Genomic DNA, 13,258 nt, shown 5'->3' on the forward strand with positions numbered 1-13,258 from the left:
ACGACCGCGACCGCGACCGCGACCGGGACCGGGACCGGGACCGGGACCGGGACCGGGACCGGGACAACGACCGCGACCGCGACCGCGGCAAGGACAGCCCTCTGACCTGCAAGTTCATCCCCGCGCTGTGCCTGCAGGCCCCGGATCGCACCTGACCCGGCGTTTCATCCCCTGGAGCTCGTTGCCGCACCCCATGCGGCAGCGGGCTCCGCGCGTTTCAGGCCGCCGCGCAGCCGGCCACCGCCCGGCCCGCCGGCAGCGGCCGCACCCGCGCCCCGGACTCCGCGTGCGCCGACGGTCCGGACAGGACCGCGGATCAGAACCACCGCCATCAGTCCCCCGACGCGAGCGGCAGGTCATAGACGGTCGTGGGGACGTCGTGCGCGCCCAGTGTCTCCAGGATCAACGGCTCGACGAGGTCCCAGCTGCCGCCGGCCAGCCCGCAGCCGATCCGCGGCATGTGCACCGACGCGCTGTGCGCCTCGGCGTGCGTGACCAGCGCGCCCAGGCACTCGCGGATCGCCTCGTACCGAACCGGCGGCCCGGCGCCGGGCTCATAGCCGGTGCGGGTGCGCAGGCCCCTCCGGCTCATGATCCCGTGCTGACCGACCATGTTGGCCACCCAGAGCTCCGGCGCGACCGGCACCAGCTGCACCGCGCCGAGCCGGAACGTCGGCTCGGCGGACCAGCGCCGGAACTCCCGCTCCGGCTCCGGCCAGCGGCGCGAGATGCTCTGGACGATGCCCCGGCCCCAGGCGCCGATGTCGTTGCAGATGTGCGCGAGGATCCGCGGCCCGGCACCGACCGGGTCGGTGGCGTCCCCCTCGACGAAGCTCAGCTCCCGCATGCCGGCGATGGTAGGCCACCCCTCCGACACCGGAGCCGAGCTCAGCCGGCGGCGACCCGCGCGTCCTCCTCGGCCATCGCCTCCTGGCGGCCCGGCTCCTCGCGGAGGATCGCGGCGTTCAGCCACTCGTCCGGGATCGCGAACGCGGCGACGAGCGTCGCCAGGTGCGGGCGCAGCTCCTTCAGCAGGTCGTTGATCACCCCGGTGACGGCCTTCGACCGGGCCGGCGTCAACCGGCCGTGCTCCAGGAACCAGCCCTTGTCCGCCTCGATGGTGATCAGCGCGTAGAGGTCGCAGAGCCGGTTGAGCAGCGCCTTCGCCGCCGGGTCGGCGGCCCGGTCGACGCCGGCCACGAACGCCTCGAGGGTGATCCGGTCGATGTGCGCGGTGGCGGTCTTCAGCACGTGGTCCTGGACGTCGTTGAAGATGTCGAAGGGGTGATCCTTCTTGGTCGCGGCGCCGTTGCGGAGCCGCCGGATCGCGCCCTCCAGCACGTGTTTCTCGCGGTCCTCGAACATCGTCAGGTGCCAGCCGCGGTCGGTGACCGCGACCTCGTCGTGCCGGCCGGGCACCGCGCTGACCAGGCGCTGGATCAGGCCGCGGGCCGCGGTGCGCTCCAGCACCATCTCGCGGACCTGCTCGGCGACGAAGGTGGCCCGCCCCCAGCCGTCCAGCGAGCCGAAAGCGTCCCGATAGCCGGTCAGCAGACCCTTCGCCACCAGCTGGAGCAGGACCGTGTTGTCACCCTCGAAGGTGGTGAAGACGTCGGTGTCGGCCTTCAGCGCGGGCAGCCGGTTCTCCGCGAGGTATCCGGCGCCGCCGCAGGCCTCCCGGCACATCTGGATGGTGCTGGTGGCGTGCCAGGTCTGCGCGGCCTTCAGCCCGGCGGCGCGGGACTCCAGCTCACGCTGCCGGTGCTCGTCGACCGGGCTCGGGCCGGCCTGCACGTCGGCGAGCGTGCCGACCAGCTCCTCCTGGGCGAACGCGTAGGCGTACGTGGTGGCCAGCGCCGGCAGCAGTTTGCGCTGGTGGGCGAGGTAGTCGTTGAGGACCACCTCGCGGTCGTCGCCGGGCACACCGAACTGGCGGCGGCTGTCGCCGTAGCGGACCGCGATGGTCAGCGCCGCCCGGGTGGCCGCCGACGCCGCGCCACCGACGGTGACCCGGCCGCGGACCAGGGTGCCGAGCATGGTGAAGAACCGGCGGGTGTCGTTCTCGATCGGGCTGGTGTAGGTGCCGTCCTCGGCGACCTGGCCGTACCGGTCGAGCAGCATGTCCCGGGGAACGCTCACGTGCTCGAAGCTGATCCGCCCGTTGTCGACGCCGAGCAGGCCGGCCTTGGGCCCGGCGTCGCCCAGGGTGACACCGGGCATCGGGTGACCGTCGGCGTCCCGGATCGGCACCAGCCAGGCGTGCACGCCGCGGCTGCGGCCATCGGTGATCAGCTGGGCGAAGACCACCGCCATCCGGCCGTCCTGCGCCGCGTTGCCGATGTAGTCCTTGCGCGCCGACTGGTGCGGGGTGTGCAGGTCGAAGGTCTGCGTCCCGGGGTCGTAGGTGCAGGTGGTGCGCAGTTTCTGCACGTCCGAGCCGTGACCGGTCTCGGTCATCGCGAAACAGCCCATCACCTCGGCCGAGATGATGCCGGGCAGGTAGGCGTCGTGGTGCCGCCGGGTGCCGAGGGCCACCACGGCGCCGCCGAAGAGCCCCCACTGCACGCCGGCCTTCACCATCAGCGACAGGTCCGCGTAGGCCAGCATCTCGGCCGCCACCACGGAGCCACCCGGGTCGTCCTTGCCGCCGTAGGCGCTGGGGAACGCCGAGGCCACCCCGATGTCGGTGGGGATCTGCCGGATCAGACGGCTGATCCGGGCCCGAGCCTCGGGGCCGGTCTCACCGTGGACCGCGGCGAACCCGGCCTTGCCGAGCTCGTCGCGCACCGCTTGCCGGATGTGCGCCCACCGCCCGTCGAGGACGTCCTGCAGGCGGGCCGGGTCGAGGGAGTCGCCGATCATGGAAGAAAGCTAATCACGCGTTCAGCTGCCCTGCCGCACGCCTCGGTGGTCCGATCGTGAGGATCCGGTCACTCCCCCGCCCCGCGGAGGGCACGGGCCGCGGAGTTTCCGCGCGGCGTCGCGATCCATCACGGCCTATCCTCGGCGGCATGGATCTCGAGTTCACCGGCGAGATGTGGTTCTGGCGAGGACCCGCGCCCTGGCACTTCGTGACCGTCCCGGAGGATCAGTGCGCCGAGTTGGAAGCGGCGTCGTCGCTGGTCAGCTACGGCTGGGGGATGATTCCGGTGACCGCGCTGATCGGGACGACCGGCTGGGCCACCTCGCTGTGGCCCAAGGACGGGAGCTACGTCGTGCCGGTCAAGGCGAAGGTACGCGAGGCTGAGGGCTTGGAGGTCGGCGACACCGTGAGGGTACGAATATCCGTGTCGGGGGTGAGCTGACCGTGCTCACCGTCGACGGTTACGGGGTGATCCGCTGGCGGATCCCGCCCGGCGGGGTCCTGCTACCGGCCTCCGCGGCCGAGGTGCTCGCGCTGGACGCCGCGGTCCGGGCCGCCACCAGCGGGCACGTGCTGGTCGTGGCGGATCCCGACGAGCCGGCCCGGCTGCCGGTCCAGGTGCTGGCGGACTTCGTCCGCGAGCGGCTGCCGGCCCTGGGGCACGACATCGACCCGGCGGACTGGATCCCGGACCCGGTCGAGGTCGCCGCCCGGGTCGATCCGGACTGCTGGCCGCTGGATCCGCCGGTGGTCAACGCCGACCTGACCGATCTGGTGCTGATCGCGGCGTGGTGCGCAGCCGGCCCGGACGCGCGGCCGGTGCGCCCCGAGGTGCCGCCGGAGCGGTGGGCCGGGCTCGGCGGGTTCGGCGAGGAACCACCCGAGATCGACCCTGGGCCGTTGCCGGAGGGCGCGCTGCTGGTCGGCGCCGCGGTGCACGACGAACGGGTGGAGCGCCTGGAGTTCGCCCTGCTCGGGCCGGACCAGGCGCTCCTCGCGATCACTCTCGCCTGACGGGAGGACCGTCAGAACGCGGCGTCGTACAGGGCCTGCAGACCCGGGGCGTCGGCCTCGCCGCTGTACCCGCAGATCCGGATGGCTCCCTCGGACGCAGCGACCAGGTACTTCCCGCCCTGCTCGAACTTCCCGCTGCCCAGCATCGTCTCCGACGCCCCGCCCTCCTGGGCGACCTGGACCAGGTCGACCGGCGTGCCCAGGTAGACGTGCGTGACGGCGAGCGTCACCACCCCGCCGTCGATCTCCTGGACGGTGCCCGCGAACGCGAAGTCGGTGCGCGAGCGGAGCAGCTCGGCGGTCGGCTCCATGCACTTGGCCACCATGCCGGTGGCGGTCAGCCGGGTGACCGACGCCGAGGAGATGGCCGGCAGCTGGACGTCCGGGACACCGGCCGTGGACTCCGGGCCGGATGACGGGCGCAGCAGCGCCCAGCCCGCGGTCACGCCGAACAGCACGACGACCGCGGCGGCGAGCAGCGCTACGCGTCGCCGGCGGGCGGATGTCGTGATCGGGGTGACGGTGGCCTCGGCGAACGGGACTGCCATGGTGTGCTCCAGGAGAGGTGCGATGCGGTCGGGAGGCAGCTGCGGCAACGATGCCCCCGGATCGGCGCGGCGCAGGTGTGCGCGCAGGTCGTCGTCGGTCACGGCCGGCTCCCTTCGGTCGACTCCTCATGTCCGGCACGCTCGATCAGCTTTCGCAGTTTCTGTTTCGCACGATGCAGACGGATCGCGGCGGCGTTGCCGGAGACGCCGAGGACCACGCCGATCTGCTCGGGCGTGAGGTCCTCCCACGCCCACAGACGCAGCAGCTCGGCGTCCTCCGGGCGCATCTCGGCCAGCACCGCGGTCAGGTCCGGTCCGGCCGGCGCGGGGCCGGCCACCGCCTCCGGCGGCGGATCCAGCCGGGCGATGCGGGCGGTCAGCCGGGCTTGGCGGCGCCGCCCACGCTCCGCGTTGGCCAGGCAGTACCGGGCGACACCGTACGCCCACGGCAGGTGCTCGGCGGGCATCTCGTCGAGGCGCCGCCAGCACACCATCAGCGTCTCGGAGAGCACGTCGTCGGCGGTCGCCGCGTCGGTACGCCGGGCCAGGTACCGGCGCACGGCGTCGATCACCACGGGGGCGATCGCCTCGAACCGCGCGCGCCGGACGTCCACGTTCACGAACTCCACCCTGCGTCATGTCCGGCCGGGCGCTGGGGCTTTCACCTCGTACCGAAAAAAATCCGGTGCCCGCTGCAGCAGCGGACACCGGGCTCTTTCGTAGCGCTGGGTTACTCCTCGCCGGCCCCGAGGTGCCACGGGACGACCAGCGGGTGCCGCTCCTCGTCCCGGACGGCGATGCCCTCCATGGACCGCAGGTACTGGCGGCGGGTGATCTCACCCTCCATCAGCTGACCGCAGAGAACGCCTTCCAGGCTCTGCGGCGCGAAGAAGGAATCCGGCAGGAGCAGGGGATCTGTGGCCGTGCGGGCCTCCGCACGGACGCCGCGCACCGCGAGCACGCAGGCGGCGGCCAGGACCAGGATGAGCAGGAACAGGATCAGCATCGCCACCGCCTAATCGGATCACGAGCGGGTCACGTCCGCCCGTCTCGACAAAGCAAACGGATCACAGGGCGTATTGGTTCGAAGGTTTCCCGACCAACTCGCTCCCTCGTCGAGGTGAAGCACGAAGAGTTGATCAACAATCCACCCAGAGTGATGTTGAGCGCGCCGGCCGCACTGATCACCGGCGTGTCGCCGCGGACCGCCGCCCCACGTTCGAGTACGGGGGATATCCCCGGGTTTCGCCTTCTGGATAGTGTCCTTCCTGTGCCCGAAAAATACGGACACATATCGACAAATAGCCAACAACTACATGGCAAAAACGTCCCGTCTGTCCACAATGCCCAGAGTGACAGTGCAGGGAGCACGATGCCCTACGACTACGACAGCTTCAGCCGCCTCGCCGGTCCCCTGGACCCGGTGCCGCACGGCGACTACCGGGTCCGGCTGCAACCACTGACCCGCCATCGACCGGTGCGCAGCCTCCTCATCACGATCGTCGCGTTCACCCTGGAGGCCACGTTCTTCGGCTGGCTGATCACCGCGACCGACTTCTCCGGCGGGATCGGCCCGGCCACCGCGCTGATGGTCGCCGCGATCGCCCTCGTCGAGTTGATCCGCCTGATCAACGTGATCACGCTGTGCCTGGCGACGATGCGCGCCCGGGACCCGGTCCCGGTCCCGCCGGACACCGGGCTGCGGGTCGCCTTCCTCACCACGATCGTCCCCGGCAAGGAGCCGATCGACATGGTCGAGCGCACCCTGCGAGCGGCCGGCCGCATCGACGGCGGGCTGGACGTCTGGCTGCTCGACGAGGGCGACGACGCCCAGGTCCGGACGATGTGCGCGGCGGCCGGCGCCCGGCACTTCAGCCGCAAGGGCGTGGCCCGGTGGAACCAGGAGAAGGGCGCGTTCAAGGCGCGGACCAAGCACGGCAACTACAACGCCTGGGTGGACGCGCACGGCGACGACTACGACGTGTTCGTCTCGGTCGACCCGGACCACGTGCCGTTGCCGTCGTTCGGCGAGCGGCTGCTCGGCTACTTCCGCGACCCGGACGTGGCGTTCGTGGTCGGCCCGCAGATCTACGGCAACTACGACAACCTGGTCACCCGCTGGGCCGAGTCGCAGCAGTACCTGTTCCACTCGCTGCTGCAGCGGGCCGGCAACACGATGGGCGCGCCGATGCTGGTCGGCACGAACAACGCGGTACGGATCGCGGCCCTGCGCAGCATCGGCGGGCTGCAGGACTCGATCACCGAGGACATGGCGACCAGCCTGGCCCTGCACGCCACCCGCAACCCGGTGACCGGGCAGCGCTGGCGCTCGGTCTACACCCCGGACGTCCTGGCCGTCGGCGAGGGCCCGTCCTCGTGGACCGACTACTTCAGCCAGCAGCACCGCTGGTCCCGCGGCACCGACGAGGTCTGCGTCGCCGGGTTCCGCCGGCGGATCCCCAAGCTCGGGGTACGCCGGACCCTGCACTACGCGCTGCTGATGGCGTACTACCCGATGACCGCGGTGTCCTGGCTGCTCGGCACCGCGACCGCGGTCGCGCACATCGTGCTGGGTGTCCGCGGCGTGCAGGTGCCGCAGCAGGTCTGGTTCATGCTCTACGTGGACGCGGCGCTCTTCCAGGTCGGGCTGTACCTGTGGAACCGGCGGCACAACGTCAGCCCGCACGAGGAGGCCGGCTCGTCCGGGCTGACCGGGATGCTGCTCTCCACGCTGTGCGCGCCGATCTACGTGGCCTCGCTCCGGCAGACGCTGCTGCGCCGCACGGCCGGGTTCGTGGTCACCCCGAAGGGCGACTCGACGAGTCCGGACCGGCTCGGCACCTTTCGTACCCACCTGAGCTGGGCGGCCTTCTTCGCGGGGCTGCTCGTGTTCGCCGTGCTGACCGGTCGTACCCATGGATTGATGTGGATGTGGCCGGCCCTGAACCTGCTGCTCTGCCTGGCGCCCCCGGTGTTGTGGGCGACGGCCGCCAGACCCGCCCGGAAGGCCGCCACGATCCCCGCGCAACGTGCCGGCGAACCTGTGAGGACGTACGCATGAGCACCCGACCTCAGCCATCGCTCATCCGCCGCCTGCTCCGCGGTCTGGCGATCGTCCCGGCCGTCGCGGCGGTCCTCGCCGCGAACCGGCCGATCGTGGTCTTCGCGGCGGACCGGTACCACCAGTTCAGCATCGACCGGCCGGCCTACAAACGGGCCTTCGGCCACTGGTCGGTGCTGCCGGTCCCGGACGGTTTCGCGATCAACGCGATCCACGCCGCGCTGCTCAGCACCGGCAAGGTCCTGATCATCGCGGGCTCCGGGAACAACCGGAAGAACTTCGAGGCGGGCTCGTTCACGACCGTCCTCTGGGACCCGGCCGCCGACACGTTCTCGCTGATCCCGACGCCGACCGACATGTTCTGCTCCGGGCACACGTTCCTGCCCGACGGCAAACTGCTGGTGGCCGGCGGCACCAAGTCCTACGAGGTGCTCCCGGCCGACATCAAGCACGCCGCCGGTGTCATGAAGCTCAAGAACGAGTCGCCGGACCACGGCGCGCGGATCTTCAAGCAGGGCACCCGGCTGGTGGGCCCGGACGGCCGGCAGTACGCGCTGCGCGCCGACGTCACGGTCCCGCCCGCGATGAAGATGCAGCACCACGGGCAGACCATGGTGCACGCCGGCGAGGCCGAGATGTGGGCCGACGCGCTCGCACCCGGCGACGCGGGAGTGGTCACCGAGCCCACCCAGTACAAGATCGTCGGCCTGACCGGAACGGATCAGAAGAACCTCTACGGCGTAGCCGACGCGATCACCCGGGAGAAACAGGAGTACGGCGGCGACAACACCTCCTACGAGTTCGACCCCCGCACCGAGCAATACGTCCGCACCGGCGACCTCACCGACCACCGCTGGTACCCGACCCTGGCCCCGCTGCCCGGCGGCAACGTCCTCGCCGTCTCCGGCCTGGACCGGTTCGGCCGGATGCTTCCCGGCCGCAACGAGGTCTACTACGCGCGTCAGCACCGCTGGTCCGCCGCGCCCAAGCTGACCCGGGTCTTCCCCACCTATCCGGCCCTGTTCCTGACCCGCGACGAGCGGCTCTTCTTCTCCGGCTCGAACGCCGGGTACGGCTCGGCCACCGTGGGCCGCACCCCCGGCCTGTGGGACCTGCGCACCAACGACTTCCGGCCGGTGCCCGGGCTGCGCGACGCCACGATGACCGAGACCAGCGCGTCGGTGCTGCTGCCACCGGCACAGCGCCAGCGCGTGATGATCATGGGTGGTGGCGCGGTCGGCGACTCGCCCGACTCCACCGCGCGGACCGCGATCGCCGACCTGAGCGCCCGCAACCCGGTCTACCGCGCCGGGCCGGACCTCCCGCACCCGACCCGGTACCTGAGCACCGTGGTCCTGCCCGACGACACCGTGCTGACCAGCGGCGGCTCGGCCGGGTACCGCGGCGGGACCTACCGCGGGAAGAAGCGCAGCGACCTGCTCACCGCCCAGATCTACGACCCGAACCGCAACGAGTTCCGCACCGCCGCGGCGCCGTCGGTGGGCCGCGACTACCACTCCGAGGCGCTGCTGCTGCCGGACGGGCGGGTGGTCACCATGGGCAGCGACCCGATCTACGACCGCACCGGGCGCAACCCGGGCACGTTCGAGCAACGGATCGAGATCTACAGCCCGCCGTACCTGTTCCGCGGCGGCCGCCCGGCGATCCACGGCGGGCCGGTGGAGCTGACCCGGGGCGCGGTGGTCTCGTACGGCACCGCCGACGCCGCCCGGATCCGGACCGTCCGCCTGCTCCGCCCCAGCGCGGTCACCCACGGCACCGACGTCGACCAGCGCTCGGTCGCCCTCCCGTTCCGCCTCGCCCCCGGCGGCCTCATGGTCCAGATCCCGAGGTCCCGCGGCCTGGTCCCCCCGGGCTGGTACATGCTCTTCGTCGCCGACGACAAGAACATCCCCTCGACAGCGAGCTGGGTCCATGTCGTCTGACCGATAAACCCCATATGGTACGTATACCGAGCCCCGTCCGTAGGCTACAAGCCACGTCCCGCCCGTGAGGCCGACGCGACACCGCCACCACTCCGGACCGCCCCGCGCCTCCCGCTTCCCGGCTGGTCGTGAGGGGTGCCTCCACCCCGGCAACACACCCCGGAGAGCCAGCCGGGTCCCGCAACCCGGCTGGCTCCCGGGGGTGTCTCGGGCCCTCGGACACACCCCTGAGGACCAGCCGGGGCCGGGAGCGGGGTCGCGGTCAGTTGGTGGCCAGGGCCAGGGCGTAGTCGGGCCACCACTGGCCGGCTTCCGGGGCGCCCTCGCCGCACGCCCCGTCGGACTCGCCGGGCCGTTTCACCCAGAGGTACGCGTCGACCCGGTCGTGGCCGGTCTCCCGGGTCGGCGCCGGCCCCAGCGCCCGCCCCGGCGGGTTGCACCAGTGCCCGTCCCCGGAGTCCGCCGTGGTGGCCGGCCCGTTGCCGTTCCGGCTGGTGTCGATCACGAAGTGCGCGCCGCCGAGCCGGTCCGAGATGGCCGTGCCGTACCCGATGTTCGCGTCGGTGGTCTCGAAGTTCGCCACGTTCAGGCTGAAGCCGTCGGCCTCGGCGACACCGGCCCGGCGCAGCGCCTCCACCACCCGGTCCACGTCCTTGACCCAGCCCGGGTTCCCGCCGTCCAGGTACACCCGTACGCCGGGGTCGGCCTTGAACGCCCGGATCGCCTCGCCGAGCAGCGTGTAGCGCTCGTCGGCCGCCGACGCGGAGATGCAGCCCTGCAGCACGTGGGTGACCGCGTCCGGCTCCAGCACGACCAGCGCGGACGAGCCGTGCACCGCACCCGCGAGCTGCCCGATCCAGTCCCGGTAGGCCCCGGCGTCCGGCGCGCCTCCCCCGGAGTGCCCGCCGCAGTCGCGCTGCGGCACGTAGTACGGCACCAGCACCGGGGTCCGCCCGGCTGCCGCGGCCGAGGCGACCAGGGCCCGGGCCCGCTCGGCGAACCCGGGCGCGGCGTCGGCGAACCACACCGCGGTCGGCGCGTCGGCGATCCGGCGCACCGCCGCGGCGTCCGCCGACCGGCCCTCCGCGTCCCAGACCTGCACCTGACCGACGGCCGGCCCGGCCGGCTCCACATAGAACTGCTCCACCGGTGACGGGCTGGGGGCCGACGGTGGATCATCACCACCGCTGGAATCGGAACACGCCGCGAGGCTCACGCAGATGACAACGGCCAGGACCGCGGAACGAACTCTCATATCCTCTATCCAGAAACAGTCAGCGCACCGACCGGGCCACCTCGCTCGCTTCCTCGAGCGTGGCCAGCCCTTCCAGCCGGTAGGTGACCGACCCGGTCGCCCAGATCAGCGTCGGCCCGGCGAGCCGGGCGGTCTCGGTCCGGGACACGCCGTCCCGGCCGATGTAGGTCACCGGGTGCGCCGCGGGCAGCCAGACCGCACTGTCGCCGATCTCCACCCACTGCGCGTCCGGAGCGGTCTTCATGAACACCGGCTCCAGCGTCCCGTCGAACTGGTCGAAACGCACCGTACCGCTCCGATAGACGAGGGAGACCACACGCGGCGCACCATCGGGGCCGGGATCGGCGAGAAGCACACGATCGGGCGACCCCAGCACGTCCGGCGCCACGATCGGGAACTTCGCCCGCCGCTTCGCCTCGGCCAGATCCACGCTCGCCTCGGAGGGCAGCGGGCTCGGCGTGACCGGCAGCGCGCCGGGCGGCCCGTCCCGGCGCAGCTCGACACCGGCCGCGCGGAGCAGGCCGCCGACCGCGTCGATCACCGCGGCGCGGGCCGGCGACAGGGCCGCCACCGCGAGCACCAGGGCCGCGATCACCGCGGAGAGATAAAAACGGCCGCGATGACGGCGCGGTGCGGTGCGGGCGAGGCGCTTCCGGACCGCGGTCCGTTGATCAAGGGCTTCCGGTACGGCGTACGAGCGCCCCAACTCGCGCAACTCCGTGATCAGCTCGTCGAACTCCGGTTCAGGCACCCGGCACCTCCTTCACCGGCAACCGGTCCCGCAGCCGCCCGAGCGCCCGCGCGGTCCGTGACTTCACCGTCCCGCGCGGCAACCCGAGGGTCACCGCGGTCTCCGCCTCGGACATTTCCAGCAGGTACCGGCAGACCAGCACGTCCCGGTCCCGGGCGTCGAGCGCGCGCAGCTGCGCGAACAGCAGCTGCCGCCGTTCACCGGCCACCGCCGACTCGGCCGGGTCGGGTCCGGTCGGCTCCGGCCCGGCCCGCGCGCCGACCCGCTGCAGCAGCCCGTCGCGCCGCCGCCGGGACCGCACCAGGTTGCGCGTCTCGTTCGCCACGATCGCCAGCAGCCACGCCGTGAACCCGGCCTCGCCCCGGTACCGCCCGAGCTGCCGGTACGCCTTCACGAACGCCTCCTGCACCACGTCGTCCGCGTCCGCGCCGGCCCCGAGCAGCAGGGCCGCCCGGTGCGCGCGTGCGGTGCAGGCGCCGACCAGCGTCTCGTACGCGTCCAGATCCCCCGCGCGCGCCCGCGCCACCACGGACGCCTCGTCTGCCACCACGTACATAGGACACCACCGATCGGGAACCGGTTCCCGGCGGCCGGTGTCACCGGTACATGACGACTCGCCGCACGTTCCTCGTCCTGGCCGGCGCCGGGCTCGCCCTGTCCGGGTGCCGGGAGCCCGCCGCCAAGGCCTCCGCCGTTCCGGACGTCCTGATCGCCGAGACCGGCCGGGGCCTGGTCCGCCTGTCGCCGGGCGGTGCGCAAAAGTACGGCCCCGCCGCGGTGCTCAGCAGCGACGGGACCCGCCTGTCCGTCGTACGGGAAAATGTCCTGTCGGAGATCGTGATCGGAAGCGGCGAGGTGACCCGGACCACCGCCCTCGCCGCCGGCTGGCTCCCCCGGGTGGTGTCGCCGGACGGCCGGGCGCACGCGCTGGCACACACCGGGGCGCTGGTGATCCCGCGGCGCCGCAGCCGCACCGCGCTGCTGACCGTGATCGACGGGCGCACCCGCGAGTACGACCTGCCCGGCGTGGTCGAGCCGGACGCCTTCACCGCCGACCGGACCGGCCTGTTCGTGCTGGACTGGCTGCCCGCCACCGCCCCCGACCACTACCGGGTACGGCTGCTCGACCTCAACTCCGGCCGGGTGCAGCCGCTGCAGACCCGAGCCAAGGTGCCGGTGCCGGGCGGGGCCGAGGAGCAGATGCGCGGCGAGGGCCGCCAGGCCGTGTTGTCCGAGAACGGTCAGCTGCTGCTCACCCTCTACACCCACCAGCCCGGCCATCAGCACACCCGCGACCTGCTCTCCGGGCGGCCCGGCAACGCGCACGCGTTCGTGCACGTGCTGCACCTGTCCGAGCACTGGGCCTACTGCCTGGACCTGCCGCACCCGTTCGGCGAGGGGCCGCCGGCCGGGCACGCCCTGGCCGCGGACGCCACCGGGCTGGCCGTGGTCGACGCGACGAGCGGGCAGTTGGCCTACGCGAACCTGGAGACGCTGCAGATCGACCGGACCGCGCCGGCCCGGCTCCCGTCCGGTGCGACCGCGGCCCTGCTGCTGACCGGCGACCGGCGCACCCTGGCCGGGGCGAACGACCAGGTCAGCGTGCTGGATCGGGACAGCGGCGCGGTCCGCGGGAGCTGGCCGGTCCCGGCGCCGCTGTCCGGCCTGGGCCTCAGCGGCGACGGCGCCCGGGTGTACGCCGGCACGCCCGGCGCGGTGACCTGGCTCGACGCGGCGACCGGCGAGGCGACCGGCCGCGTCGAGGTGGCCGGGCTGACCGCGCTGCGCCACGTGGCCTGACTTCTCCGCTGTCCGCAGGC

At 72.6% G+C, this 13,258-nt stretch carries 13 protein-coding genes; 5 read left to right on the forward strand and 8 right to left on the reverse strand.

The window, feature by feature from the left end; genetic code table 11:
* Window positions 1–331 precede the first annotated feature (331 nt).
* Window positions 332–847: a macro domain-containing protein gene (locus Apa02nite_RS01010; RefSeq protein ID WP_203823395.1), complete on the reverse strand. Its 516-nt coding sequence runs from the start codon at window positions 845–847 to the stop codon at window positions 332–334.
* Window positions 848–888: 41 nt separating this feature from the next.
* Window positions 889–2,862: an acyl-CoA dehydrogenase family protein gene (locus Apa02nite_RS01015; RefSeq protein ID WP_203823396.1), complete on the reverse strand. Its 1,974-nt coding sequence runs from the start codon at window positions 2,860–2,862 to the stop codon at window positions 889–891.
* A gap of 149 nt (window positions 2,863–3,011) precedes the next feature.
* Here Apa02nite_RS01015 and Apa02nite_RS01020 point away from each other — a divergent pair, with 149 nt between their 5' ends.
* Window positions 3,012–3,305, forward strand: a complete 294-nt coding sequence (locus tag Apa02nite_RS01020; protein ID WP_067689905.1) for a DUF1905 domain-containing protein — start codon at window positions 3,012–3,014, stop codon at window positions 3,303–3,305.
* 2 nt (window positions 3,306–3,307) lie between these two features.
* Window positions 3,308–3,877 carry a hypothetical protein gene (locus Apa02nite_RS01025; RefSeq protein WP_203823397.1) on the forward strand — a complete coding sequence of 190 codons (570 nt, stop codon included), beginning with the start codon at window positions 3,308–3,310 and terminating at the stop codon, window positions 3,875–3,877.
* Between the two features lie 11 nt (window positions 3,878–3,888).
* Here the strand turns inward: Apa02nite_RS01025 and Apa02nite_RS01030 are convergent, their stop codons facing one another.
* From Apa02nite_RS01030 to Apa02nite_RS01040, 3 genes are all read right to left on the reverse strand, one after another.
* Entirely contained in the window at window positions 3,889–4,527 is a 639-nt protein-coding gene (locus Apa02nite_RS01030; RefSeq protein WP_203823398.1) for a hypothetical protein, read from the reverse strand.
* On the reverse strand, window positions 4,524–5,045 hold the full coding sequence (locus Apa02nite_RS01035; protein ID WP_067690216.1) for an RNA polymerase sigma factor: 522 nt from the start codon (window positions 5,043–5,045) through the stop codon (window positions 4,524–4,526). The genes Apa02nite_RS01030 and Apa02nite_RS01035 overlap by 4 nt, the downstream gene beginning before the upstream one ends.
* A 110-nt stretch (window positions 5,046–5,155) precedes the next feature.
* Window positions 5,156–5,431, reverse strand: coding sequence for a hypothetical protein (locus tag Apa02nite_RS01040; RefSeq protein WP_067690220.1), 276 nt, complete (start codon window positions 5,429–5,431; stop codon window positions 5,156–5,158).
* 366 nt (window positions 5,432–5,797) lie between these two features.
* Here Apa02nite_RS01040 and Apa02nite_RS01045 point away from each other — a divergent pair, with 366 nt between their 5' ends.
* Together Apa02nite_RS01045 and glxA are read left to right on the forward strand one after the other, a co-directional pair.
* The gene (locus tag Apa02nite_RS01045) at window positions 5,798–7,486 is read left to right on the forward strand and encodes a glycosyltransferase family 2 protein (protein ID WP_203823399.1); all 1,689 of its coding nucleotides are present in this window, start codon (window positions 5,798–5,800) and stop codon (window positions 7,484–7,486) included.
* Window positions 7,483–9,432, forward strand: coding sequence for a radical copper oxidase GlxA (gene glxA, locus Apa02nite_RS01050; RefSeq protein ID WP_203823400.1), 1,950 nt, complete (start codon window positions 7,483–7,485; stop codon window positions 9,430–9,432). The genes Apa02nite_RS01045 and glxA overlap by 4 nt, the downstream gene beginning before the upstream one ends.
* 262 nt (window positions 9,433–9,694) lie before the next feature.
* Here glxA and Apa02nite_RS01055 read toward each other — a convergent pair whose 3' ends face one another.
* The 3 genes from Apa02nite_RS01055 to Apa02nite_RS01065 form a co-directional block, all read right to left on the reverse strand.
* Entirely contained in the window at window positions 9,695–10,579 is an 885-nt protein-coding gene (locus Apa02nite_RS01055; RefSeq protein ID WP_239164034.1) for a glycoside hydrolase family 6 protein, read from the reverse strand.
* Window positions 10,580–10,706: 127 nt separating this feature from the next.
* Window positions 10,707–11,438 carry a hypothetical protein gene (locus Apa02nite_RS01060; RefSeq protein ID WP_239164035.1) on the reverse strand — a complete coding sequence of 244 codons (732 nt, stop codon included), beginning with the start codon at window positions 11,436–11,438 and terminating at the stop codon, window positions 10,707–10,709.
* Complete coding sequence (locus Apa02nite_RS01065) at window positions 11,431–11,994, reverse strand: RNA polymerase sigma factor (protein ID WP_203823402.1); 564 nt, start codon at window positions 11,992–11,994, stop codon at window positions 11,431–11,433. Before Apa02nite_RS01065 ends, Apa02nite_RS01060 begins: the two co-directional genes overlap by 8 nt.
* 50 nt (window positions 11,995–12,044) lie before the next feature.
* Here Apa02nite_RS01065 and Apa02nite_RS01070 point away from each other — a divergent pair, with 50 nt between their 5' ends.
* Window positions 12,045–13,238, forward strand: a complete 1,194-nt coding sequence (locus Apa02nite_RS01070; protein WP_203823403.1) for a YncE family protein — start codon at window positions 12,045–12,047, stop codon at window positions 13,236–13,238.
* The last annotated feature ends 20 nt before the right edge of the window (window positions 13,239–13,258 follow it).

Source organism: Actinoplanes palleronii, assembly GCF_016862315.1.
GTDB classification, from domain to species: Bacteria; Actinomycetota; Actinomycetes; order Mycobacteriales; family Micromonosporaceae; genus Actinoplanes; species Actinoplanes palleronii.

Coding starts and splice junctions, on each gene's coding strand:
- Apa02nite_RS01020 (WP_067689905.1), top strand. CDS start 3,012: ATGGATCTCGAGTTCACCGGCGAGATGTGGTTCTGGCGAGGACCCGCG.
- Apa02nite_RS01045 (WP_203823399.1), top strand. CDS start 5,798: ATGCCCTACGACTACGACAGCTTCAGCCGCCTCGCCGGTCCCCTGGAC.
- glxA (WP_203823400.1), top strand. CDS start 7,483: ATGAGCACCCGACCTCAGCCATCGCTCATCCGCCGCCTGCTCCGCGGT.
- Apa02nite_RS01010 (WP_203823395.1), bottom strand. CDS start 847: ATGCGGGAGCTGAGCTTCGTCGAGGGGGACGCCACCGACCCGGTCGGT.
- Apa02nite_RS01065 (WP_203823402.1), bottom strand. CDS start 11,994: ATGTACGTGGTGGCAGACGAGGCGTCCGTGGTGGCGCGGGCGCGCGCG.
- Apa02nite_RS01040 (WP_067690220.1), bottom strand. CDS start 5,431: ATGCTGATCCTGTTCCTGCTCATCCTGGTCCTGGCCGCCGCCTGCGTG.
- Apa02nite_RS01015 (WP_203823396.1), bottom strand. CDS start 2,862: ATGATCGGCGACTCCCTCGACCCGGCCCGCCTGCAGGACGTCCTCGAC.
- Apa02nite_RS01070 (WP_203823403.1), top strand. CDS start 12,045: ATGACGACTCGCCGCACGTTCCTCGTCCTGGCCGGCGCCGGGCTCGCC.